The sequence below is a fragment of the Mesorhizobium sp. M4B.F.Ca.ET.058.02.1.1 genome (assembly GCF_003952505.1).
Taxonomy (GTDB): domain Bacteria; phylum Pseudomonadota; class Alphaproteobacteria; order Rhizobiales; family Rhizobiaceae; genus Mesorhizobium.
Genome location: NZ_CP034450.1, coordinates 4,952,306 through 4,976,543, shown reverse-complemented (window position 1 = coordinate 4,976,543; position 24,238 = coordinate 4,952,306). Strand labels below are relative to the sequence as shown.

The following is a 24,238-nucleotide window of genomic DNA, read 5'->3' as shown; positions in this document are numbered from 1 at the left end:
ATCACTCGTCCTCGAGCGGAATGCGGGCCGCTTCGTCGGCCAGCCTTCGGCTGCCGGGGCGTAGGGCAAAGGCGATGCACCCCACGAAGAACAGCGCCATCGCAACCAGGCCCCAGCTGTCGGCAAACGCCCGCATCAAATTGTAGGTCATCAGCGTTCTCCTCAGCGGTAGCCGGCGGCTTCGTCGTAATTTTTGAAGTCGACCAGTGTGCCAAGCATCTGCAGGTAGGCGAGCAGGGCATCCATTTCGGTGACCTGTTGCGGGTTGCCGTCGAAGTCGCCGATCTTGGCTTTTGGGTAACGCGCCTCAAGGCCTGATGTGTCGGCATTGGGATCGGCCTGCGCCGCCAGATCCGCATTGGCGTGGACGATCATGTCATCGGTGTAAGGGACGGCTACAAGCCTGTTGGCGACCAGATGCGTTGAGAAATCCTTCACGTCGATCGGCGTGTCTTTCAGGAACCCATAGCTCGGCATGATCGATTCCGGCACCACCGAGCGCGGGTCGGTAAGATGCGCGACATGCCATGCATTCGAGTAGCGGTCGCCAACTCTGGCGAGATCCGGCCCGGTGCGCTTCGATCCCCACTGGAAGGGGTGATCGTACATGGACTCGGCAGCTAGGCTGTAGTGGCCATAGCGCTCAACTTCGTCGCGGAACGGCCTGATCATCTGGCTATGACAGAGGTAGCAGCCCTCGCGCATATAGATGTTGCGCCCGACAAGTTCGAGCGGCGAATAGGGGCGCATGCCTTCCACCTTCTCGATCGTATTGTCGAGATAGAAGAGAGGCGCGATCTCGACGATGCCGCCGACCGTCACCACGAGCAGCGAGCCAACGAGAAGAAGCGTGGCGTTCTTCTCGATGATTGCGTGTTTGTCCATCAAGCCCATTACCTGGCTCCTGATCGCGCAGGTCGGATGGCGACGGGGCTCGGCATCGGCTCCTCCTCGCGCTGGTGGCCGAGGATGGTCCTGGTGATGTTCCAGGCCATGATCAGCGCGCCGGAGAGGTACATGGCCCCACCGATGGCGCGCATGACATAGTAGGGGTGCATGGCGGCGACGGTCTCGGCGAAGGAGTAGACCAGGAAGCCCTGCTCGTCGTATTCGCGCCACATCAGGCCCTGCATGACGCCGGATACCCACATCACCGCGGCGTAGACAACGATACCAAGTGTCGCCAGCCAGAAATGCCAGGTGACCAGCCGCAACGAGTAGAGCCGTTGCCGGTTCCAGAGCTTCGGCACCATGTAGTAGATTGCGCCGAACGAGATCATGCCAACCCAGCCGAGCGCGCCCGAATGGACGTGGCCGATCGTCCAGTCGGTATAATGCGACAGCGAATTGACCGCCCGGATCGCCATGATGGGGCCTTCGAAGGTCGACATGCCATAGAAGGCGACGGCCATCACCATCATGCGTATGATCGGATCGGTGCGCAGCTTGTCCCAGGCGCCGGACAGCGTCATCAGGCCGTTGATCATGCCGCCCCAGGACGGCATCCACAGCATGATCGAGAACACCATGCCGAGCGTCTGCGCCCAATCGGGCAAGGCGGTGTAGTGCAGGTGATGCGGCCCGGCCCAGATGTAGAGAAAGATGATCGCCCAGAAATGGACGATCGACAGCCGGTACGAATAGACTGGCCGGTTCGCCTGCTTGGGCACGAAATAATACATCATGCCGAGGAAGCCGGCGGTGAGAAAGAAGCCGACCGCGTTGTGGCCGTACCACCATTGCGTCAAGGCGTCCTGGACCCCTGAAAAGGCGGAGTAGCTCTTGGAGCCCAGGAACGAGACTGGTATGGACAGGTTGTTGACCACATGCAGCATCGCGATGGTGACGATGAACGACAGGTAGAACCAGTTGGCCACGTAGATATGCGGTTCCTTGCGCTTCAGGATCGTGCCAAGGAACAGAATGAGGTAGGCGACCCAGACGATGGTCAGCCAGACATCCACATACCATTCGGGTTCGGCGTACTCGCGGCCCTCGGTGATGCCGAGCAGGTAGCCGGTCGCGGCCATGACGATGAACAGCTGGTAGCCCCAGAAGACGAACCAGGCCAGATCACGGCCGAAGAGGCGGGCGCGGCAGGTGCGCTGCACGACATACAGAGACGTGCAAAGCAGCGCGTTGCCGCCGAAGGCGAAGACGACACCGGATGTGTGCAACGGCCGCAAACGACCGAAATTGAACCAGGGCTGGATGTTGAGATCGGGGTAGGCGAGCTGCAGCGCGATCACCACGCCGACCAGCATGCCGACGACACCCCAGAACACGGTGGCGATCGCGCCGTAGCGGATCGGACCATCCATGTAAGCGGATGGGTCAATCGGAGCTGCTGGCTTGAACTCCGTGTTGCGCAACAGGATCGCAGTGAAACCAGCCACTGCGAAGAACAACACCCACATGTGTCGGCGGAAAGGTTCATCCACGCCGAAGCCGGCGGCCACCAGGGCCGCAAAAGCGAACACGCTTAGAAGGACGATCTCTGTGCCGAATTTCATTGCAGATCCCGATCTCGAATCTGGTGGATGCCAAATCCGCAGCGCACTAATCGCGCAGCCGCCGCCCCCTCGCCCTGATCTATGTCAGGCCGCAAGATTTTGTGTCGGCGGCGCAATCAGCAGGTGGCGAATGAACGAGGAACGCAGCGCGGGCTCACCCCCCTCATGGAAGGCGTTCCCTGGGTTGGGCGGGCGCAGACGCGATCGCTGAGGCGAAAGCTGAGGCCCTGCGCGCGTTGGATGCTATTGCCGATGCCCTGCCAAACGTTGTTCGGATCCCATTGGAAACGAACGCGATCGTTCCGCCGAGCCGTGGCAGATTAAGGACCATGCTTCGCCGGTATGTGCCGAAACACACCTGGCGATTGGTCACGTTCCTATCAAAGCCCGAAAGCTGTTTGTCTCGACCGTGACGCCGCTTCGTCGAAGGCGCGGCAACATCGCATTAAAAGGCAAACACGGCCCGCCCCGGAGTCATGCGACATGGCCTCGCCGCTTAGGGCCGCTCGCGTCCGCCGCCACAGCGCTTCTCCAGACGGCTTATGCTGTCCACCGTCACATGGCGTGCGTTCTCAATCCGAATCACCCCGTCAGCCCGCAATCGCGTCAGTTGGCGGCTCACGGTCTCGTTGGTGATTCCAAGGAAATCAGACATTTCGACACGCGTCAGCGGCAGATCGAAGGACGCCGACCCGGAAGCCGCATCGAGACTGGAATCGATATTCCGGGCCATCATGAGGAGAAAAGTCGCTACCTTTTCCGGAGCTGTCTTGCGCCCCAGCGTCACCATCCACTCGCGCGCCTCATCGAGTTCATTCAGCGTCTGTTTGAGCAGGCGATGCTCGAATTCCCGTGACGCCTTCATCATCCGTTCGACGGCCGCTCGCGGAAACGAACACAGCGTGACTGCTGTTGCCGCTTCCGCATTGATCGAGCTTTCCACCTTGAAAGGACGTCCCAGAAAATCCGGTGCAAACTGGAGACCGACGATCTGCTGGCGCCCATCCGACAGGCTCTTTGATAGCTTTACAACGCCTGAAAGCACGTTGGAGTAGCTGTCGACGTTCTGTGCCTCGCCGGTCAACTCCATTCCTGACTCGATCCGGCGACGCGAGCAAGTCTTGGCGAGCCCAACCAAATTGTCTGGATCGAGCGCACCGCAGACACCGCGACGCCGTGCCTCGCAAGGGAAGCAAAGAACAGGAATGCCGGAACTATGAATGTCTTGCCGAAAGGTCATGCGTTCGCCTTACCCGATCCTAACTGCCGGCAGGATACCCATCCAGGGTAGAGAAATCCTGCGGCGGTTTGTCCATGAGCGCGGCTGATCGAGATCAGGGTCTGCTTCAGCGATGCGTGCAGTGTTCCGGCGGGCAACACGGTGAACGCGAGATGCAATCGGAAATAGCTGTCAAACTCAGCGAGAACGTCCCACGCTACACCAGCTATCCGACGGCGCCGCATTTCCATTCGGGGATCGATGCTGCCATTTACCGTGGCTGGTTGGAGACGCTGGAAAGCGGCGACGAAATCTCGCTGTACCTGCACATTCCTTACTGCGACAAGCTCTGCTGGTTCTGCGCCTGCCACACCAAGCAGACGCACCAATATGAGCCGGTGGCCGCTTATCTGCGCTCGCTGAATGCCGAAATCGTCACGATTGCCGGTCTGCTGAGCGGCAAGGCACATGTCCGTGCAATCCACTTCGGTGGCGGTTCGCCAACTATTCTGAGGCCCGATGATATGGTTGCTCTTGGAGCGGCCTTGCGGGACAGCTTCGACTTTCTCCCGGATGCTACGGTCAGCATCGAAATCGAAACCAACGACATGGACAAGGCGCGCCTTGATGCACTTGCTCAAATCGGCGTAACCCGGGCGAGCCTCGGCGTGCAGGATTTCGATCCGCAAGTGCAAAAAGCAATTAATCGTGAGCAGAGTTTTTTGCAGACCAAGGCAGTCGTCGACGGGGTTCGTTCGCGGGGCGTCGAATCGGTCAATCTGGACCTGCTCTACGGGCTCCCGAATCAGACACGCGAGACGATCTGTTCCACGGTGGCGCAGGCACTGACCTTGGAGCCAGACCGGATGGCCCTGTTCGGCTACGCACATGTGCCCTGGTTCAAGAAGCATCAGACGATGATCGACGAGGCATGGCTGCCGAGTCCCACTGAGCGTTTCGCCCAATCTCAACTCGCGGCGCGGGCAATTGTCGCCAAGGGATATGAGGCAATAGGACTCGATCATTTCGCGAAGCCCGACGATGCGCTGGCCATAGCGGCCCGCGCAGGGGTTTTGCATCGCAATTTTCAGGGCTACACTGAGGATCGCTGCCCGACACTGATCGGACTTGGCCCTTCGTCCATCGGTCGTTTTCGCCAAGGCTACGTGCAAAACATGGCTTCGACTGCCGGGTACGGGCGCATGGTTGCGGATGGCGGGTTGGCTGCCGTCCGCGGCGTTGCCCTTTCCGACGACGATCGCGTCCGTGGCTGGATCATCGAGCGGCTGATGTGTGATTTTGCCTTCTCGGCAGTCGATCTGGTGGAGCGGTTCGGCAAAGCCGGCGAGCAGCTCCTTCATCGCTCGAGGTCCATCGCACTCCACGATCCTGCCCGAGCGCTTGAATTCGATGGTGACAGTTTCCTCGTACGGACTGAAAGTCGCCCCTTCATTCGAACCATCGCGGCCAAGTTCGATACATATTTCAAAGGGGGAACGGCGAGGCACTCGGTGGCGGTCTGAGCAAAGCACAGTGCGCTCGCCGTTTGGTCGATCGGCGAACCAGCTGCGTTCGTTTTGACCGCTCATAGGCGACTACCGCATCAAATCGAAAATGCAAACTTAGGCTGTTGCGCGGTATCTCCTTCCACATCCTCTCTTGCGCATACCTACATTCCAAGGGGTTTGATCCTATGCTTCGCGAGGAGCAGGTAGGTCGCGACAGCTAGGCAATGTTCCAGCTGCCCTAGCGGAGGAGTCACGATTTTCCGGCAAGCTCCGTCGGCAGACGTTCTTTTCTGGCCCTGGCAAAGGCTCGGTCGCCTTCCAGAAACGCCGCCAGCATGAAAGGGATGAGTTCTGCCACGGTTTCAGACTGACCATAGGTCTGACGGTAAAGTGCAGCATACTCCTTGAGTGTTTGGCTCAGCTCCGCGCTGACGGTAATGGTGATCTTCGAAGCTGTTCGGTCCGGAAGTTTTCCAAGTTTCAGGTCAGCCATGATAACTCCTGCTCAACTGGCGTATGGCCGCAGCACGATGTCCTTGTGCACGATGACGCGCAGTGGCCAACCTGGGCGGACGACGATGGTGGGCTGGATATTGAGGTTTTTTTCGGTGATGCGCTGGCCGGCTCGACTGGCGTTCTGCTGGGCTGATTCCCGGATCGCCTTGACCAGATCGCTCTCGTTTTCGCCGAGGCTGAATTCTGTGCCGACACCGAGCAATGTGGCAAGCGCCACTCCCTTGATCATCTGCCAAGTGTGGAAATCGACTTTGTCTTCCAGCCCTGCGTAGCCGGCGGTGTCGCTCGCGGGCAGATTGTCGATTTCGGCCGACGAGCCGTCGGGCAGCAGAATGCGCTGCCAGACCAGCAGCGCTCGCTTTTGCCCGAACGCGACGACGCTGTCGTAGACGCCGATAAGACGTGAGCCCTGCGGAATCAGCAATATGTTGCCCGTGACCGTGTCGTGCACATTTTCGGTGACTTGCGCGACGACAAGGCCCGGCAAATCGGAATTGATGCCGGTGATCAGGCTGGCGGCAATCACGCTGCCAGCCATCAGTTGATATGGCGAGATCGGCGTCTGAAGCGCATGCGGATTGTAGATCCCGCCAGTGCTCCGCTGGCTGAGAAAATCAAGCTTTCGCTGCTGATTGTTCTGGTCGCCTTCCGCCGCCGCCACCGAGGCTGACGCGCGTCCTGCTTCGGATTGGGGAAGCGCCTCAAATGGATGCTGAGCAGTTTGCACGCTCTCTCCGACATCTGTCTGTTGAGCTCGATTTTCGACGCGGAAAAGCACCCGCGATTCACGCGCTTCGATCGCCTGCTGCGCTAGACGCTGCTCCTCGGCCGAGATGTCTTGGCCCGGCACGATGCCGAGCTGGCGCTGCCGCTCGAGGATGGGGCGGCCGAGGTCGCCCGGCAAAGGTAGCCCAAGGACGGGAGGCTTTGGCTTCATGCCGGAATAGTCATGGGGAAGCGTATCGAGTCCCTCGGCGGTTGGTTTGCGCTCAGTGTTGTAGAGATCTTCCGCCTGATCCCTGATGCGAAGGGCCGGCCCCTGGAGGGCGATCATGGTAACGCCGAAGACAGCGCCGGATCCGAGCGCTGCGATAGCGATGATCACACCGCGCCTGAACCGCACCACGCGGCGGGGAGAGGCCCGAAGCTGCAGTTCCTCGGGATCCAGTTTCGGCGGGATGCCAGAGCGGGAATTTTCGATCATGAGCCCTCACCTCGCCGGCTGCCGCGAAAGAGCGAGATCCGCCGTTGCGGTTGCCTGCCGTCAATCCTGCTGATGCGGATCACCTGCTGCCGCTTGGTGCCGAGGCGAAGTTCGGCCGCGGCGAAGAGCCGATCGACGATGTAATAGTTGCCGCGCACGCGATAGTTGACGAGCTCGCTGCTCCCATCTGCGCCGACGATGAAGAGTGGTGGCGCCTCGCCCTGATCTATGCGACGAGGGAACTCAATATAGACCTTGCTGCCGTCGTCGAAGGCTCGCGTCGGTCTCCAGGGCGGTGTGTCGCCACTGATTGAGTAGCGAAAGCGAAGGTTTTCGAGCGCGATGTTCGACGCGACCGGTGTAACTGCCTCGGCTTGAGCATTGCGCTGGCGAAGCGCGATGATCTGGTCTTGGCTGTAGGTCCAGGAGATTGCCGCCATTGCGGTCTTCTCGGTGCTTTGAAGCTGCAAATGATAGGTCCGCCGGTCCGTCGTAATGACGACATTGGTGGCAAGACCCGGCGCGAAGGGTTTTACCAGAACATGGGTGCGCTGATTGTCACCGGTGCCGCTTGCGGTATCGCCAATGACCCAGCGCACGGTGTCGCCAGCCGACACGGCGGTTAGTTTCTCGCCCGGCTGCAGAGCGATGTCGGTCACGCGCTCCGGCGCGGCATAGAGTTGATAAAGCGCGCCATCGGTGAAGGGGTAGACTTGCACTGCATTAACATACCCGTACTTGGTGGGTTGCTGGGTCGCGGCTTTGTTGGCATCAGCGACGCGTTCTTCAGGAGGGCGCTTGTCCTCGGCCTTGCCGGGCTCGGGCTGCATTTGGCCAGGCAGCGGCAGTGGTTTTGGCACCTCGACAATTCTAATCGGCCTCTCCGGCGCTTTTTCGATCGCGGCCGGTTTGAAGTCGGCAGCGTCATAGGAAATCTCAGGCGGCGGCACCTTCTTCGATGCACAAGCGGAAACGACCGCTGCCGACACCGATAGGATCAGCACGGCACGAATCGGTGACATTTTACCTTTCATTGGTGGACTCCGTCGGAGAAAGGGGGCTGGGACGGCGCTGTCGAGCTCGCGTGACCAGTCAATGGCATTGATGAAGACGCCGAGCGGATTCTTGCGCAGCTGATCCGTATTGCTTGGCGAGCGGATCACGATCGTGAGGATCGCAGTCCAGCGCATCGTGCTGGCAAGGCTTCCGCGCTCAAACACCTGCTCGGTCCATTTGACCTGGAATGAACTTTCGGAGGCTCTGACCACGCTGGTGACCTGTACCGAAACACTGCGCGTTCCGATCTGACCGAAGGGGTCGTTCGCCTTGGCGTATTCGTTGAGGAAGAGCGCTGCGCGATCGCTAGCAAAGTCGTACGCTGCCAACCAGTTCTGCCGAACCAAAACCGGATCGGTGGAAACGGAACGGACATTCTGGATGAAGCGGCCGAGATGCCAGGCGATCTGAGCATCCGAGGGCTCATAATTCCGGACCGCCGGCGCGACGGCGCGCGTCTCGCCGAAGCCATCGACCTCGACGACATAAGGCACGACACGGCTTTGCATCGACTGCCATACGAGTCCGCCGGAAAGCCCGGTCGCCAAGGCCAGGCAGCCAAGGGCCATGATCCGCCAGTTCCTGGCCTGCAGTCGAGATGAGCCGATGCGCTCGTCCCACAGTTGGGCGGCTTTTTGATACGGCGTGACCGGTTCGGGTGTTTTGCCGTAACGGTGCACGGGTCGCTTGAAGAGCATCTAGTCATCCTTGTCGTTGAGAGAGGGGTTGGCGCTGCCTCCCGGCCGGTCTCCGTCTCGGACAGCTTGCATGGCAGCGTGGCGATTTGCCCGGGCGGTCTGTTCAGAACGTAGGCGCCTTGCCCACGTCGGCGCCGAAACAGTGGCCGAACCGGCAGAGCGTTCGGTCATTGACGCTGTCGGCGCGCCGCCGGTCGCGGTCCACGCGGCATCGCGCCCGGCATCGGCGTTGCGCCCAACACTTGCAGTGGCGGATCGCGCTATGCGTATAGCGGCGCCGCCAGCTGCACTGGTTACACCATGCATTCCAGCAGCCACACCGGAGAGGCCAGCGTCGGGCGAGGTTGCGCGCCCGATCTGCCATGACGTGGAAGCAGCCGATCCCATTGTTGTGCCGGCTCGGATGGCGGCGAGACCGCCGCTGGTTGCCATACGCGCGCCAGCAAATGCTGTGCCTCCAGCAACGAGTGATACACCCGCTGCCGCCGCGGTCGTGCCGAGGGCGGCGCCCGCCCCAAGCTGCGGTGCGCCTGAGACAAGACCCGACGCGATCCCCGGCCCAAAAATGCCAAGGCCAAGCAGTGCCAGTGCGCCCAGTACCTGGGACATGGCACCGGCAAGATCCGGCTCCTTGCCTTGCAATGCGGAAGCGAACTCCCCGAAGAGCGTGGAGCCGATACCGACAATGACGGCGAGCACCATCACCTTGATGCCTGACGAGATAACATGGCCGAGCACGCGTTCGGCCAGGAACGCTGAACGGTTCCAAAGTGCGAATGGAACCAAAACAAAACCTGCCAGCGTGGTGAGCTTGAACTCTAGGATGGTGATGAAAAGCTGGATGGAAAGGATGAAGAAGGCGATGATAACCAGGAACCAGGCCATCAGCAGCACGAAGATGGTCAGTGCGTTGCCGAAGATTTCCGGGAAGCCCAGGAGCTGACTGGCTTGGTCAAGCATTGGCCAAGCACCTTCGAAACCGGTCGCGGCAATGCGGCCCGGGCGCAAGAGATTGTCTGCCGACAGATTGCCGGCCGACGCCTTAATCCCGAGACCGGCAAAAGAACGATAAACGATATCGGCGAGGTTCTTGAAATTGTTCAGAATGAAGGCGAAGACGCCAACATAGAGCACCTTGCGGACAAGCCGGCCGAGAACGCTGGTTTCGTCGCCGAGCGCCCACGCCAGGCCGGCAAGTGTGATGTCAATGCCGATCAGAATGGTAGTGAGGAAGGCGAGGTCGCCCGATAGCAGACCGAACCCGCTGTCGATGTAGCGGATGAAGGTCTCCATGAAGCGATCGATGACGCCAAGGTCGTTCATGCCGCTGCCTTTCTCGTCGTGATGAACTCGTGATTAATTGCCGGGATAAGCCGAGCCGGTACCCAAGAACCGCTTCGTCATCTCGCGGGCGGCTTCGTCTGACTGGGCCTTGCGGGCGGCATCCTCGGCCTCAGCTCGAAACTGCGTTGCGAGCAGCGTCTGGATCTGCATCTGCTGTTTTGTCGAAAGCGCCATCAGCTGGTTGGTGGCCTGGCTTGCCTGAAGCGCACCGGCCGCCCCTTGGCTGCGGTTGACGAGATCGGCGAGCAGATCGCCGTCGGCGCGGACGTTCTCGACGATTTGCGACTGGACACCCATGGTCTGGCGGAACGCCTGCATGGCGGTTTGCCAACGCTCCCGCGCAGCACTCGCCACATCGCTGACTTTGATCGTGGCGTCGTAGCTTTCCGGATATTGGCTGCGCCACTGGTCTTGAAGCTTGCCCAGATCAAAGCTGAGGCCACTCGCCTGGTCCATCAAGCCGTCGATGCGATGGAGCGAACCGGTGAGTTGGCCAACGGAAGAGAAATCCAGACGCTGAAGATTGCGCGCCATGTTCTGCAGCATGGTCGCCTGATTCTGCAGCGACTGGATTTGGTTGTTGATCTGCTCCAATGCGCGCGCGGCCGTCAGCACGTTCTGCGCATAATTGGACGGATCGAACACGATAAGGGCGTACGCGGGCTGCACATAGTCGGCCATAGGCTTGGCGATCAGGGAAACGGTGATCAGGCCGGAGAGAAGGCGTCGCCGCATCATGAGAATTGCTCCTTGTCTGGTTGAGGGAATTGCTTGAGAAGTTCGCCGGCCCAATCGAGGCCGCGCGCGATCAGGAACTGCGAGGCAAAGCTGCCTTGCCCGTCTTCGGACATGATCCTGTCGATCAGAGTCTGCGTGGCCGGATCGGAAGCACCGCAAAGCGCAAGAGCGATGGGGCCAAGCTCGAGCTCGAACAGACGGTTGCCGCGGCGCGATTGCAGATAATACTGACGCTTCGGCGTGGCGCGGGCGATCAATTCGATCTGCCGCTCGCTTAAACCGAAGCGCTCGTAGGCTGTGCGCGCCTGGGGTTCCACGGCACGATCATTGGGAAGGAAAATGCGCTGCGGGCAGCTTTCGATGATTGCCGGCGCTATGCCAGAGCCCGCGATATCAGCCAGCGACTGCGTAGCGAAGACAACCGACACGTTCTTCTTTCGCAGCACCTTCAGCCATTCGCGGATGCGGGCGGCGAACAGCGGATTGTCGAGATAGACCCACGCCTCGTCGAGCATGATCAGCGTGGGCCGTCCGTCGAACCGTTCCTCAAGTCGCTGGAACAGATAGGTAAGCACCGGCAGCAAAGCGCCTTGGCTGTGCATTAACTCCTCGGTCTCGAAACACTGCACATCCGACAAGGCCAGCCCATCATGATCGGCATCGAGCAGGCGGCCGAAGGGACCGTCGAGCGTGTAGGGCATCAATGCGGTCTTCAGCGCATTGGATTGAAGCAGGACCGAAAGACCGGTCAGTGTGCGTTCCTGCGCCGGCGCGGTGGCAAGGCTGGCCAGCGCTGACCAAATAGCCTCCTTCACCTCCGGCGTGACGGTGACGTTCTCGTGGGCAACAAGGCTGGCGATCCATTCGGCCGCCCAGCTTCGGCTAGCCTGGTCGTTGATGCTGCGCAGTGGCTGAAAGGCAAGGGAACCGTCCGCTCCTAGCGCGTGGTGTTCTCCACCCATGGCAAGTGTTGCAGCACGGGCCGAATTGCCTTTGTCGAAGACATAAACCTGGGCGCCGGCATAGCGCCTGAACTGCAGAGCAATCAGAGCAAGCAGAACCGACTTGCCGGCGCCGGTCGGACCAACAACCAGCATGTGGCCGACATCTTCGACGTGGGTGGAAAGCCGAAACGGTGTCGACCCACTGGTCTCGGCAACGAAAAGCGGTGGCGCTTCGGTTTGGGTGACTTTCGCGAGATGCTCGTTTGTCGCAGGACCGGCCCAAACCGACGACAGCGGCATGAGATGGGCAAGGTTCAATGTATGAACGAGCGGTTGGCGAACGTTAGCGTAGACATGGCCAGGCAATGAGCCGAGCCAAGCCTCGACCGCATTGACGCCTTCTCGGATCGTGGTGAAGCCGAGCCCATTGATGATGCGCTCGACCGCGCGAAGCTTCTCTGCAGCGGCTTGGCGATCCTCGCCCCACACCGTCACGGTGGTGGTGAGATAGCCGAAACTCACATGATCACCGCCCAATGCCTGAAGGGCTTCGTCGGCATCGAGCGCCTTGTTGTCGGCATCGTTATCGACAAGCGGGACCGGCTCGTTGGTAATGACCTCGCGTAGGATTGCCACGATCGATTTGCGCTTGGCAAACCACTGCCGGCGCAATCGCGTCAGCGTCTTCGTGGCTTCCGTTTTCTCGAGCGGAATGAAGCGCGTCATCCAGCGATAGGCGAAATCCTGATGATTGAGGGTATCGAGGATTCCGGGCCGGGTGAGGTTCGGAAAGCCGAGGATGGTCAGTGTGCGAAGATGCTGCTCACCCAGCATCGGCTCCAGGCCACCGGTAAGCGGCGCATCGACCAGGATTGCATCCAGATATATCGGCGTTTCCGGGGCCATGATAGGATGGCGACGAGGCGAAATCGTGCCGTGGAGGTAGGTCAACGTCTGAGCATCATCGAGGACGCGTACTTCGGACATGAAACCCGAGAAGAGATCGAGCACGCGGTTGGTCTCGTCACGGAACCTCGCCAGATCCTGGCGCCAGTCTCTTTCTCCTCGGGAATAATGAGAGTCGACGAGCGCGCTTTCTGCGCGCGCCTGGGCGTCCGGCGGTGGCATAAACACCAAGGTCAGATGATAGCGGCTCTCGTAGTGCGCTACCTTCCCCTCGAAAGCAGCGCGGCGTTCTTCGTCGACCAGCCACGACGCGGCGTCAGGAAAATGCGAGTTCGGATAGCCCAGCGCTTCTGTGCGCTCGGCCTCAAAGAACAATGCCCAGCCAGAGCCAAGGCGTCTGAGAGCATTGTTCGCCCGGGCGCAAATGCCGACGAGTTCAGCCTCCGTCGCACTTTCGAGATCCGGGCCGCGGAACCGCAACGTCCGCTGAAAGCTGCCGTCCTTGTTGAGCACGATGCCGGGCGCCACCAAGGCAGCCCAGGGTAGATGGTCGGCAAGCCGGTCGGCTTTGCTTCGATATTCCGAAAGGTTCAGCATGCAAGCCACCCCTTCAGACGTAGGTGGCGCACAAGCACGCTGGCGAAGTCCGGATCGCGTCTTGCGGCAAACACCGCTAACGAGTGGCCTGCGATCCAAAGCACCAGACCAGCAATCCATTGCTGCAAGCCGAAGCCAATGGCCGCGGCCACTGTACCGTTGAGGATCGCCACCGCGCGCGGAGCCCCGCCGAGCAGGATCGGCTCGGTCAGCGCCCGGTGGACCGGTACTGCGAAGCCCTCGATATGCTGCTCCCCGGCGGCCATCAGACGAGCGCCCCACCACCGAAGGAGAAGAAGGAGAGGAAGAAGCTCGATGCCGCGAAGGCGATTGACAGACCGAAGACGATCTGAATCAGGCGCCGAAAACCACCGGCGGTGTCGCCGAAGGCAAGCGTCAGGCCGGTGGTGATAATGATGATCACCGCAACGATCTTGGCGACCGGTCCCTGCACGGACTCCAGGATCTGCTGCAGCGGCTGCTCCCACGGCATGCCGGAGCCGGCGGCATAAACCGGGGCCGTGTTAAGAAACGCGAGCGCTGTGGACGAAAGAAAGCGAAGCTTCTTGCGCATGAGGAAGGCCTTTCAAAGCTGCTGGAGTTGCGAAAGCGTGAGCGGGGCAACGGCGTAATCGCCGCTGCCGTCGAGACCGGTGACCTCGGCGATTGCGTCGATGTGGCGCGACGAGCCGCGTCCCGCTATGAAGACGATCAGATCTATCGCCTCAGCGATGAGCCGGCGGGGAACGGTGACCACCGCTTCCTGGGCGAGTTGCTCAATGCGATAGAGAGCCGAGCGCGCGGAATTGGCGTGTACGGTAGCGATGCCGCCTGGGTGCCCGGTGTTCCATGCCTTCAGCATGTCGAGCGCTTCCGCGCCCCTCACCTCGCCCACGATGATGCGGTCCGGCCTGAGCCTCAGCGTCGAGCGCACGAGATCGGCAAGGGTGACCGAGCCCCGCCTTGTTCTCAGGGCAACGCAGTCCCTGGCCGCGCACTGCAGTTCGCGTGTGTCCTCGATCAGGATCACCCGATCGTCGCATTCGGCGACTTCAGCCAGCAGAGCGTTGGCGAGTGTTGTCTTCCCCGAGGAAGTGCCGCCGGCGATCAGCATGTTGCGCCGCTCGCGGACGGCCTTTTTCAGCGCATCGGCCTGCAGCGGCAGCATGATGCGTTCGGCAACATAGTCGGCCAGGGTGTAGACTTTCGCGGCGGGCTTGCGGATGGCAAAACATGGCGCCAACACCACAGGTGGCAGCAGGCCTTCGAAGCGTTCGCCAGACGGCAATTCGGCACTGACGATCGGGTTGTCGGCGTGCGCCTCGGCGCGCACGTGCGAAGCAACCAGGCGGATGATACGTTCTGCCTCGGACGGGTGCATGTGAACGTCGGTATCGACCCGACCTTCGCCTAACCGGTCGAGTCGCAGCGCGCCGTCGGGATTGACCATCACCTCGATGACGGACGGATCGGCCAGGGCTTCGGTGATTGCCGGACCCATGGCGGTGCGCAGCATGACACGCCGCCGGTGGTCGGCCTCGGGATGAGAGCTCATCCTTCCCCTCCCCCACCATTGTCTTTGCTAAGCGACTTTTTGCCGGAAGCGATCTGGCGGCCGACCTTCTCAACGAATTTCTCGAAACGCTCTTGGGCAATAGCCTGCGTTGCCCGATCCGGGACCGGCGTGTGGGCGTGAAGGGTGATCGAAAAGCGGATGAAGAGCGCCAGGCTCTCCAGGATCACCTCGGAATCGCGCCTGACGTGGGCAAGATCGCGGGAGAGCCGGTCAAGCCTTACGCCGTAGCGCCGATCGAACTCGCTCTCGCCACGCCGCTCGATGAACGCCTCGATCGCCTTCGCCACGATCGCTGATTTGGTCGTTGACGGATCGCGACTGAGGTTGTCCAGTTTCTCGCTGAGCTCCGGCTCAAGCAGAAACTGATGGCGAATGCGGTGCGGCTTCATGCGGCTCGTTCCGACGGCCCGGCGTTGCGCCGGCGACGGGAGAAGCATCGGCCAGACGCTCAAAATTGCTTATGGCCGTTATCTACGCTGAGGTGCGCTCTGCAACTCAGCGGACTTCAGAAGCCGGGAATGACATCGTCGCCCCTGCCCTCGTTGATACCGTAGGCGCGGGCCGCAGTGGAAATCCGATCCATGACACGCTTGTCCGCGAGCGCTTCGCTGTCATCGTCTGCGGGCTTGTACAGATCGGCCTGATCGGGCTCTTGAGAGACAACAACGTCTTCTTCGGGCAGGCTTGGATGGCGTTGCTGCTGAACGCCTCCCTCGTCTTCAACTGGCGCGTCGGCGCTTTCCTCGTCCGCAGCAAGTCGGCTATCGACGCTGCACACTTGTCCAGTCCAGCCGTCCGGGCGTGATGCAGGGCAGTCCGCATAGGGTCCGTCGTGCAGCACCGGCGCAGGCAGCACCCGATCTGTGAAATTCTGATCCTGATAATAGCGCAGCTTCTTGGCGCGGATCGGCGGCAACCCAGAAACCAGGACCAATTCGTCTGACGGCGGCAATTGCATCACCTCGCCTGGCGTCAGGAGCGGGCGCGCGGTTTCCTGGCGGCTCACCATGACATGTGAAAGCCAGGGCGCAAGCCGATGGCCCGCATAGTTGCGCATCGACCTAAGTTCGGTTGCGGTGCCGAGGGCATCCGAGATGCGCTTGGCCGTGCGTTCGTCATTGGAGGAAAAGGCAATTCGCACGTGGCAATTGTCGAGAATAGCATTGTTCTCGCCATAGGCCTTTGAAACCTGGTTCAAAGATTGTGCGATCAGATAGGAGCGAATGCCATAACCTGCCATGAAGGCGAGCGCCGTTTCGAAGAAGTCGAGGCGACCGAGCGCCGGAAACTCGTCCAGCATCATGAGCAGCTGATGCTTACGGCTCTTCTTCGGGTCCCCCTCCAGACGCTCCGTCAACCGCCTGCCGATCTGGTTCAAGATCAGTCGCACCAAAGGCTTGGTGCGCGAGATATCCGAAGGCGGCACGACCAGATAGAGCGACAGCGGTCGCTCTCCATCCACTAGGTCAGCGATGCGCCAGTCGCAGGACGAAGTGGCCGCCGCGACCGTTGGATCACGATAAAGCCCAAGAAAGGACATGGCGGTCGAGAGGACGCCTGAGCGCTCGTTTTCCGACTTGTTCAGGAGTTCGCGAGCCGCCGAGGCCACTACGGGATGGACCTGAGGGTTATGCCCCGTCCCGAGATGGTTTGTCGTCATCATCCGCCGTAGCGTTGCGGCAAACGAGCGTTGCGGGTCCGACAGGAAGGTGGCGACGCGGGCTAGCGTCTTGTCCTCTTCAGCGTAGAGCACGTGCAAAATGGCGCCAACTAGGAGTGAATGGCTGGTCTTCTCCCAGTGATTCCGTCGCTCCAGCGCGCCCTCGGGATCGACGAGGATGTCGGCGATGTTTTGAACGTCCCGGATCTCATCTGGGCCTTTGCGCACCTCCAGCAGCGGGTTGTAGCGTGCCGATCTCGGGTCGGTCGGATTGAACAGAAGGCAGTACGAGAATTTCGACCGCCAGCCGGAGGTCAACTGCCAATTTTCGCCTTTTATATCATGAATGATGGCAGACCCGGTCCAGGAAAGTAGCGTTGGAACAACCAGCCCCACGCCCTTGCCCGAACGCGTCGGCGCAAATGCCATGACGTGCTCCGGGCCGTCATGGCGCAGATAGCGATCGTTCAGCCTACCGAGGAAAACGCCCGCCGGCCGTAACAACCCTGCCGTCTCGACCTCATGAGTCGTGGCCCACCGTGAAGACCCATAGGTCGTAACCGACCCGCGCTGTCGCGCGCGCAAAAGCGAGCCTGCGATTGCGGCGGCACAGCCCAGGAATCCGCTGGCGCCTGCAAGCGTACCGGCTTTGTCGAAGACCTCCGGCGCATAAGCATCGAAGTGGAACCACCATTCAAACAGCTTCCACGGCTTGTAGATTGGCCAGCCGGCGAAGAGAAACCATGGTGCGCCGAGAGGCGTCTGGTAGGTCAGCATTTGAGCGCACCATTGGGTTGCCGTCCATACGCCGATAATGACAATTGCGCACACAACGGCGATCTGCCCGATCAGTAGCTTCGTAGGTGTCATCGGCTTGGCCCGCTGAACAACGCGACCTAGCATCGCGCGGTGCAGCCGGGACAGGAATGTTCCTCACATACGATTTGGGAGCAATGAACGACTTCCTACTATGCAGGTCGGTCAGCACGCGTGTTGCGCCTTCACGCGACACCATCCTCTCCATTCACCCTGAGGCCCGGCGCCGCCGACAGTTGCGTGACCGCTCCTCCGCAAAGTTATCTTCTGCGTTCAGGGAGCCAGGGCGCCTGGGCTGGCTGATGAACACCGTCCGCTCGCGCATGTGGGGTCGAATTGATTTGTGCCCAAGTGGAGGCAGGCTCATCATTCAACAGTTGCCGCAGTTCCCCTGGCTCGAACGCCATCATTGGTGGGGAGGCAGGCTCGTCTTCCAACAGTTGCCGCAGTTCCCCTGGCTCGAACGCCATCATCGGTGGGGAAGCGGGTTCATCCTCCAACAGCTGCCGCAGTTCCCCTGGCTCGAACGCCATCATCGGTGGGGAAGCGGGTTCATCCTCCAACAGCTGCCGCAGTTCCCCTGGCTCGAACGCCATCATTGGTGGGGAGGCAGGCTCGTCCTCCAACAGTTGCCGCAGTTCCCCTGACTCGAACGCCATCATTGGTGGGGAGGCAGGCTCGTCTTCCAACAGTTGCCGCAGTTCCCCTGACTCGAACGCCATCATTGGTGGGGAGTCAGGCTCGTCTTCCAACAGTTGCCGCAGTTCCCCTGGCTCGAATGCCATCATCGGTGGGGAGGCGGGTTCATCCTCCAGCAGCTGCCGCGGCTCTTCCTCGTGCGGCAAGCGCCTCCTTAGCCGGTCTTGCAGCGCCTGCCGATCGGCAACGAGGTTGTCGAGGGGCAGCGGCTCGTGGTCTGGCCGCTGCCCTTTCACCAATCGTTCAACCAGCGCCCACGTGCCCTCCAGGACAAATACGCCGCAATCATAATGGTTCGTCTGTCTGGCCATGGGGGCTGGCGCCAAGGTAGCATTCAGCAGTCCTGCGAGCTGTTTTGCAGGCACGTCGTTATATCCCTCTCGCTGGAGGGAGTCGTAGTGATAGGCGAACCGCCTTTCGGGGTCGCGGCGATCAACGAGCAGCAGCGACCAATGGGTGCCGGGGCTAGTAGCCGTGCCATTATTCACTGGCAAGAACAGGAAGTCGGCTGTGGCGTTGTTTTGATTATAGATGGACTGCAATATGCCTCGAGCGTCTTGCGGCGACGTGTGTCGCAGTAGATGGGATACGGAAGGATCCACCAGCCGAGTCCGGGCAGCGAGCGCCGGATTGATCCCCTGCAGTTGCCGCTCCAGCAAATTGTAATCTCTCTGGACATGGGCGTCGCTCAGCCATTCGGCGGCGCCGAGCACCCGCCCCGTTGCAACGTTGGACGGGGCTGTCGGATCGAGCGCCCCGATCTGAGCCCCAGAGGAACTGGTCGTCAGTGTGGTCACATCAACCAGTGGAAGGCCGCGGTAGGTGCCTGGCAGCTTAGCGGTTGCTGGCGAGGCGGGTTGGGGAGCTCTTGCCGGTGCCGCTGGCCCAGCTTCAGCAGCGGCCCCAACGCGCCTGGTGACTGCGTCTGCCGGATGAGCAGCAAGGACAGTTTCGCGCCCGAGCACAATGCGCGGCAGGATATCCCGGAGGTGAGCCAATGCAGAACCGATACTTAGTCTATTACCATAGGAGACAGCCTTGAAGCTCTCAACATCTTTATCCAGCGATTTGTCGTGAATCCGAGCGGCAATCCCAGGCTTGTTATTTTGACGCAGATACTGGCTAAAATGTCTAAGAAAATTTGTATAGCCGCCCACGGTATCTGGATTCCGTCCGGTCGCAGGCGCTGCCAGGTACTCCTTGGTCGAAGCGGCTCTGTAATCTCTAATGAGCTCGGCATCGTCAGGATAGGGGATCACGAGAGGGCGACCCATAATCGGGGCTCCGCTTGTCGACTTCTTGAGGTAACGCAGTGCGCCAGCCACGGTGGAGGAACCACCCGTACTCTCGTACTCCTTGAGATCCTGATCCAGCGACGAATGGTAAAGCCGAGCAGCAAACCCTGGCTTGTTGTTTTGAAGGAGCCACCGACTAAAGCCGAAAAGAGAATTTACATTGAAAGTGACCGTGTTCGCGCTGGCCTTACCCGCGTGGAATGCTGCCCTCAGCCCTTCGATAGCGGTCGCATCGTTGGAATAGACAGGACGCTTGTCGGAACCGTTGGGGACTACAATTGGACGATCCGGCTGCACTGTCGAGGACATCGAACCACCACCTCCGGGATGCGGTGCTGGGGTGGATTCGTGTTCATCCCTCTGCCTGACGAGCTGCGCCTCAGATTCCGGTGTAGCCACCTTATGAGGATCCTGCATCGGTTCGATCCCCTCCATCTCCTGCTGCAACCAAGCCAAAGCTTGGCGAGCGGCGGCTTCATCAACCGCGGAGGATGTCTCCACACCTCTGGCGGACGCCGGCAGAGCCTGCTCCGCCCGCCGTCGAAAGAGCTCTGGCGAGGCGGATTTCTCCGCCCACAATCTGGGCTGCGTAGCGAGTCCCCGTCCAGATTTATGTGGCACCGCCTCGCTTGGCAGCGGGCTGCTCCTGTCCCGTGCAGCTACCAGCCCCTCCGGGGCGCCCTGGTCGCCGTGGCGCCAGTTCAAGTGAGGGACGGCCTCTCCAAAGTCGGGTGCTTGGTGTTGGTGCGCGGTTGGGGCGAGAGACAATGGTAGATCGGTGCCCTCCTTATAACCTACCGGCAGGAGCTCCTCTGGCCAATCGAATCCCTGCTGTGGTGCGGTATGCTGAGCAGCGTCGCCACGGGGACGAGCCTCCATGCTGACCGCGTTTTCCAGATGACTCCCGAGTATAACGCGCGGCGGGTGCTTGCGGATATAAACCAGTGCAGATTCGATCGGAGCTCCACGAGTAGAGGAGGCGGCCTTGTAGCTCTCAACATCTTTATCCAGCGATTCATCGTAAATCCGGCCCGCAATCCCGAGCTTGTCATTTTGACGTAGGTAATGACTGAAATGGTTAAGAGCAGTTGCGTAGCCGCTCGCGGATCTGAAATGTCTAGTGAGCGCGGCGTCGTCAGGATGGGGGTTCAGGACAGCGCGACCCACAATCGGGGCGGCTCCGCCTATCGGCTTCATCAGTTGACGCAGTGCGCCAGCCACTGTGGAGGAACCACCCCTACTCTCGTACTCCTCGAGATCCTGGCTCAGCGACGGATGGTAAAGCCGAGCAGCAAACCCTGGCTTTTTGTTTTGAAAGAGCCAACGACTAAAGCCGAAAAGAGAATTTGCGCTGCGAGTGACCGTGTCCGGCCTGGCTTTACCCGCAAGGAGTGCAGACTTCAGCCCTTCGATGGCGGTGGCATCGTTGGAATAAACAGGACGCTTGTCGGCACCGTCGGGGGCCACAATTGGACGATCCGGCTGCACTGTCGAGGGCATCGACCCATCGAGATGCGGCGCTGGGGTGTATTCGTGCTCATCCCCCTGCATCGCGAGCTGCGCCTCCCGTTCCGATGTACCCACCTGATGGGCAGGGAGTTGCATCATCGCGCGAGCGCCTGAGTCACCAACCTGACCTGGTTGCCGCTCAGTGACAGCATGCTGCAGATTGCTTTGGATCCTCTGCCTCTTCGTTGGTCTCAACTCACCTTTGCCATGCGAGCCATTGACGAGGACATCCTCGCCTGGTGCACTCATCAACTCATCCGCCGCCTGCAATTCGCCCAAGTGCTGCTCAAAACCGGCTTGGCCGGCTTGTCCGCTTGCTCGTGCGGTACGGCGTGCTGCACCTGCAGCCAAGCTGCTACGATGAATGTCCAGTTTGTACGGGTGCACGCTAGCCTCACTTCCACAGATCACATGAGCAACCTACTCAGGCAAGCTTTCGAAAGGCTGACGAGGTCCGCCGCCGCGGAAGGCGAAGGCTGGTTTTCTGCTCAGCGGTTGACGGCCTAGCGTGTTGCGGCCGCGCCGGGTATCACGCCAATCAATCTGAATAGTCGATGCGTCAAACGAACCAGGATAGGATTTTCGTAGCGGGGCTGCTCTACTCACTCTTGTCCTGAGGTAGAATTCAACCATATCGCCGAGCAACTGGATGCCGATTGGATACCCGATCCGGAAAGCTTCAGCTCATATGTGACGCGAGGATGAGAATCGTGGCAGCTCCAGACCGACGGGCTGCCACCCACAGCGGCGATGACCGACGAGGGTCTTCTATTGCCAAGGTAATCGTCCGTTCGGGGACCTATGTGTTCCTATGCTCGTCGAGCGGATCGGGTGGGCCGCACCGCCGTAGCGTTACGGCGAGCGGAAGCGGCGTTGGGTGCGGCTTTTCCCCTGAACGCTTCACACCAGGCTGATAGGGGATCTTGCAATCGCACACACGCGGTCTGCAGGCGTGCCTATCAAGCAGTTTGCTCAGACCAACGTCGCGGCGAGCCTATCCTCAATACGCAGCGCAAGTCCTAGACTCCACGATCGTCCTTCGGTGCAGATTTGCTCGCGCCTCGCCCTGATTACAGCCGATAAGGCGAGCTAACAATTGCAAGAGCCACAAGCTACTCCAGCTCGATCGGTTTGCTGTTCCAGTCGGGCGGGGTCTGACCGAGAATGTTGCGAACGAAGAAGTCTAGGAGTTTGCGCTCGGTGTAGGTGCCTAGAGTATGGTGATTGGCACCAGGAACGTAGACAATGTCAAAATCTTTTCCTGCCTTGATGAGTCGATCGGCAAGCTGGAACGAGCAAAACGGATCGACATTATCATCCATTTCGCCGACCGCGATCATCAGCTTGCCCTGCAGCCTGTGAGCATTGTCAACGGCGGAGGATTGCGAATATTCAATGCCGACCGGCCACCCCATCCACAGTTCATTCCACCAGGTCTTGTCTATCCTGTTGTCGAAGCAGCCGTTTTTGGCGACGGCGACCTTGTAGAAATCGGGGTGAAAGAGCAGCGCGCTGACTGCACTCTGGCCGCCGGCGGATGCGCCAAAAATGCCGACGTTGGATATGTCGTACCATGGATATTGCGCGGCCGCCGCCTTGTGCCACAGAATGCGATCGGGAAATCCTGCGTCCTTCAGATTCTTCCAAGCAACATCATGGAAGGCGCGGGAGCGGTTGTTGGTGCCCATGCCGTCGATCTGAGCAACGACGAAGCCCAGCTGCGTGAGCGGCTCTGTCCACCGCGAGAAGGATTTTGGGACGAAGGAGCCGTGGGGTCCAGCATAGATATTCTCCACAACCGGGTATTTCTTCGTCGGGTCGAAGTTGGCTGGCAGGTGGAGCACACCCCAGATGTCAGTTTTGCCGTCGCGCCCCTTGGAATGGAAACTGAGCGGCGGCTGCCAGCCTGCGGCGACGAGCTCGGAAATGTCGGCCGTCTCGATCTGCTGGAGCTTGGCATTGTCGCTGGCGCGGTAGAGTGCCATGCGCGGGGGCAGATCGATGCGTGACCAGAGATCGACATAATAGCGCCTGTCAGGCGAGAACTCGATATGGTGGTTGGCCGGTTCGGGCGTCAGTGCAGTCAGTCCCTTGCCGTCAAAGCCGATGCGGTAAGCATGGACCCAATAGGGGTCCTCCTGCGAGTTCATCCCGCTCGCCTCGAACCAGATCTGACGCTTCACCGGATCGACATGGTTGACCCTCCGGACGACCCACTCACCTCGGGTGATCTGGTTTTCGAGCGCGCCTGTCCGGCCGTTGAAAAGATACAAATGCTCATACCCGTCGCGCTCTGATGCCCAGATGATCTCCTTCCCGTCATCGACATCGTAACGGAAGATTTTTCCGGCATCCTCCTGGCCATGCCCCAGCGGCAAATAATCCACGAATGTCTCGCTGGTCTCATCGATCAGGGAGCGCCCGCGGCCCGAGGCGGCGTCTACCTCGACCAAGCGATAGAGCTGATGCCCGCGCTGGTTATATTCGAAAGTGAAGCCGCGGCTGTCCGCCCACCACCGGAGAGGGGAAAGTTCGAAGACGTTCGAGAAGAGGGCACCGTCAATCACGATCTGGCGCCGGCCGGCAATGTCGAACAGGACTGGTTGGGGCAGCGGAAGGACATCGCCCGGCCTGGGATAGAATATTGTTGAATATTCCCGCTCCAACTGGTCCGTCGATGAATTGAGGTAGCGGACCTCTCGCCTATAGCCGGGGCGAACAAGGTAAGCGGCGAGGTGGCGCGAGTCCGGCGACCAGCTCAGCGTCGAAAAGACGTAGCAATTGCCTTCGGCTCCGTCCCGGCTCAGAGGAACATCCTGCAATCCGTCCTCGCTGCGCAGGAAAACGTTGCAGTTCTTGATATCCGCGATCCATTTGCCGTCGGGCGACGCGTTGCTCTTGTCGGGGTTGTTCTCCGCTGGCGGCGTGTAGCGGTGGCTGAGCTCCCTACGGTCCCCTTTCCTTGCATCGAATGTGGTGCTGGTACAGTCATAGCTTGCAAGGTCGCAGCTCCACCGGGTGTCTTCAATCTGGAAGTCGAGCCTGCGACCATCCTCACTCAGTTCGAAACGGTCGAACGGAAGATTGCCGGCTTGATAGCTCTCATGGCTCACCTTGTTTAGCGCTGCCGCCAGACGCGCCTGATCGAAAGCGGGCCGCTTGAAACCCGTGGCAGCATCGACCTGCATGAACTGCTGCTCGCCGTGGCTAGTCCGGCGGTAGACGAAGGCTTCACCCCCGGTCAGCCAGAAAGGCATTTTGGGGACATTGACAGTGAGCCCGCCATATCGATCGTTGATCGTAAGTGCGCGCTTGAAATCGGCCGGCGCTAGCGTCGGGTGTAAACTTTTCGAACCCTTGGCCAGCGTCTGAGTTGCCGATCGCCATGCCGCGCGCGTCAAAGCGCCGATCCTGGACATACCTGTTCACTTCTTTCGGTT

At 60.3% G+C, this 24,238-nt stretch carries 18 protein-coding genes and 1 pseudogene; 1 reads left to right on the top strand and 18 read right to left on the bottom strand.

The annotated features are described in order from the left end of the window. Nucleotide 1: 1 nt before the first annotated feature. The 4 genes from EJ073_RS24125 to EJ073_RS24110 all read right to left on the bottom strand — a co-directional run bounded on the left by EJ073_RS24125 (nt 2) and on the right by EJ073_RS24110 (nt 3,753). Nucleotides 2–151 (bottom strand): cbb3-type cytochrome c oxidase subunit 3, encoded by a 150-nt coding sequence (locus EJ073_RS24125; RefSeq protein WP_024502864.1) that lies wholly within the window; start codon nt 149–151, stop codon nt 2–4. Between the two features lie 11 nt (nt 152–162). After that, complete coding sequence (gene ccoO / locus EJ073_RS24120) at nt 163–894, bottom strand: cytochrome-c oxidase, cbb3-type subunit II (protein ID WP_126057789.1); 732 nt, start codon at nt 892–894, stop codon at nt 163–165. Continuing rightward, nucleotides 894–2,513, bottom strand: a complete 1,620-nt coding sequence (gene ccoN / locus EJ073_RS24115; RefSeq protein WP_126057788.1) for a cytochrome-c oxidase, cbb3-type subunit I — start codon at nt 2,511–2,513, stop codon at nt 894–896. Before ccoN ends, ccoO begins: the two co-directional genes overlap by 1 nt. Nucleotides 2,514–3,009: 496 nt before the next feature. Further along, nucleotides 3,010–3,753, bottom strand: coding sequence for a Crp/Fnr family transcriptional regulator (locus tag EJ073_RS24110; RefSeq protein WP_126057787.1), 744 nt, complete (start codon nt 3,751–3,753; stop codon nt 3,010–3,012). A 152-nt stretch (nt 3,754–3,905) separates the two neighbouring features. On the opposite strand from EJ073_RS24110, the gene hemN reads away from it, so the two are divergent. Further along, complete coding sequence (gene hemN / locus EJ073_RS24105) at nt 3,906–5,255, top strand: oxygen-independent coproporphyrinogen III oxidase (protein WP_126059321.1); 1,350 nt, start codon at nt 3,906–3,908, stop codon at nt 5,253–5,255. A 235-nt stretch (nt 5,256–5,490) separates the two neighbouring features. Here the strand turns inward: hemN and EJ073_RS24100 are convergent, their stop codons facing one another. The 14 genes and pseudogenes from EJ073_RS24100 to EJ073_RS24040 all read right to left on the bottom strand — a co-directional run bounded on the left by EJ073_RS24100 (nt 5,491) and on the right by EJ073_RS24040 (nt 24,217). After that, entirely contained in the window at nt 5,491–5,733 is a 243-nt protein-coding gene (locus tag EJ073_RS24100) for a DUF2274 domain-containing protein (RefSeq protein WP_126057786.1), read from the bottom strand. Between the two features lie 12 nt (nt 5,734–5,745). Beyond that, nucleotides 5,746–6,960, bottom strand: coding sequence for a TrbI/VirB10 family protein (locus EJ073_RS24095; protein WP_126057785.1), 1,215 nt, complete (start codon nt 6,958–6,960; stop codon nt 5,746–5,748). After that, entirely contained in the window at nt 6,957–7,982 is a 1,026-nt protein-coding gene (gene trbG, locus EJ073_RS31740) for a P-type conjugative transfer protein TrbG (protein ID WP_127232321.1), read from the bottom strand. The genes EJ073_RS24095 and trbG overlap by 4 nt, the downstream gene beginning before the upstream one ends. A 111-nt stretch (nt 7,983–8,093) precedes the next feature. Next, nucleotides 8,094–8,714 (bottom strand): annotated as a pseudogene (gene trbF / locus EJ073_RS31735) (conjugal transfer protein TrbF); the annotation flags it as partial. Then, nucleotides 8,715–10,037: a P-type conjugative transfer protein TrbL gene (trbL, locus tag EJ073_RS24085; protein WP_126057783.1), complete on the bottom strand. Its 1,323-nt coding sequence runs from the start codon at nt 10,035–10,037 to the stop codon at nt 8,715–8,717. Between the two features lie 33 nt (nt 10,038–10,070). Next, nucleotides 10,071–10,796, bottom strand: a complete 726-nt coding sequence (trbJ, locus tag EJ073_RS24080) for a P-type conjugative transfer protein TrbJ (protein WP_024502854.1) — start codon at nt 10,794–10,796, stop codon at nt 10,071–10,073. Beyond that, nucleotides 10,793–13,243, bottom strand: a complete 2,451-nt coding sequence (gene trbE, locus EJ073_RS24075) for a conjugal transfer protein TrbE (protein WP_126057782.1) — start codon at nt 13,241–13,243, stop codon at nt 10,793–10,795. The genes trbJ and trbE overlap by 4 nt, the downstream gene beginning before the upstream one ends. Then, nucleotides 13,237–13,509: a VirB3 family type IV secretion system protein gene (locus EJ073_RS24070; RefSeq protein WP_024502852.1), complete on the bottom strand. Its 273-nt coding sequence runs from the start codon at nt 13,507–13,509 to the stop codon at nt 13,237–13,239. The genes trbE and EJ073_RS24070 overlap by 7 nt, the downstream gene beginning before the upstream one ends. Beyond that, nucleotides 13,509–13,817 carry a TrbC/VirB2 family protein gene (locus tag EJ073_RS24065; protein ID WP_126057781.1) on the bottom strand — a complete coding sequence of 103 codons (309 nt, stop codon included), beginning with the start codon at nt 13,815–13,817 and terminating at the stop codon, nt 13,509–13,511. Before EJ073_RS24065 ends, EJ073_RS24070 begins: the two co-directional genes overlap by 1 nt. A gap of 12 nt (nt 13,818–13,829) precedes the next feature. Next, the gene (gene trbB, locus EJ073_RS24060; RefSeq protein WP_024502850.1) at nt 13,830–14,798 is read right to left on the bottom strand and encodes a P-type conjugative transfer ATPase TrbB; all 969 of its coding nucleotides are present in this window, start codon (nt 14,796–14,798) and stop codon (nt 13,830–13,832) included. Next, a complete protein-coding gene (locus EJ073_RS24055; protein ID WP_095488561.1) occupies nt 14,795–15,208 on the bottom strand; it encodes a CopG family transcriptional regulator in 414 nt (137 codons plus the stop codon). The genes trbB and EJ073_RS24055 overlap by 4 nt, the downstream gene beginning before the upstream one ends. Nucleotides 15,209–15,324: 116 nt before the next feature. Further along, on the bottom strand, nt 15,325–17,349 hold the full coding sequence (locus EJ073_RS24050; RefSeq protein WP_024502848.1) for a conjugal transfer protein TraG: 2,025 nt from the start codon (nt 17,347–17,349) through the stop codon (nt 15,325–15,327). Between the two features lie 206 nt (nt 17,350–17,555). Further along, nucleotides 17,556–21,077 carry a Ulp1 family isopeptidase gene (locus EJ073_RS24045; RefSeq protein ID WP_245454737.1) on the bottom strand — a complete coding sequence of 1,174 codons (3,522 nt, stop codon included), beginning with the start codon at nt 21,075–21,077 and terminating at the stop codon, nt 17,556–17,558. Between the two features lie 833 nt (nt 21,078–21,910). Further along, nucleotides 21,911–24,217: a S9 family peptidase gene (locus tag EJ073_RS24040; protein WP_126057780.1), complete on the bottom strand. Its 2,307-nt coding sequence runs from the start codon at nt 24,215–24,217 to the stop codon at nt 21,911–21,913. Between the last annotated feature and the right edge of the window lie 21 nt (nt 24,218–24,238).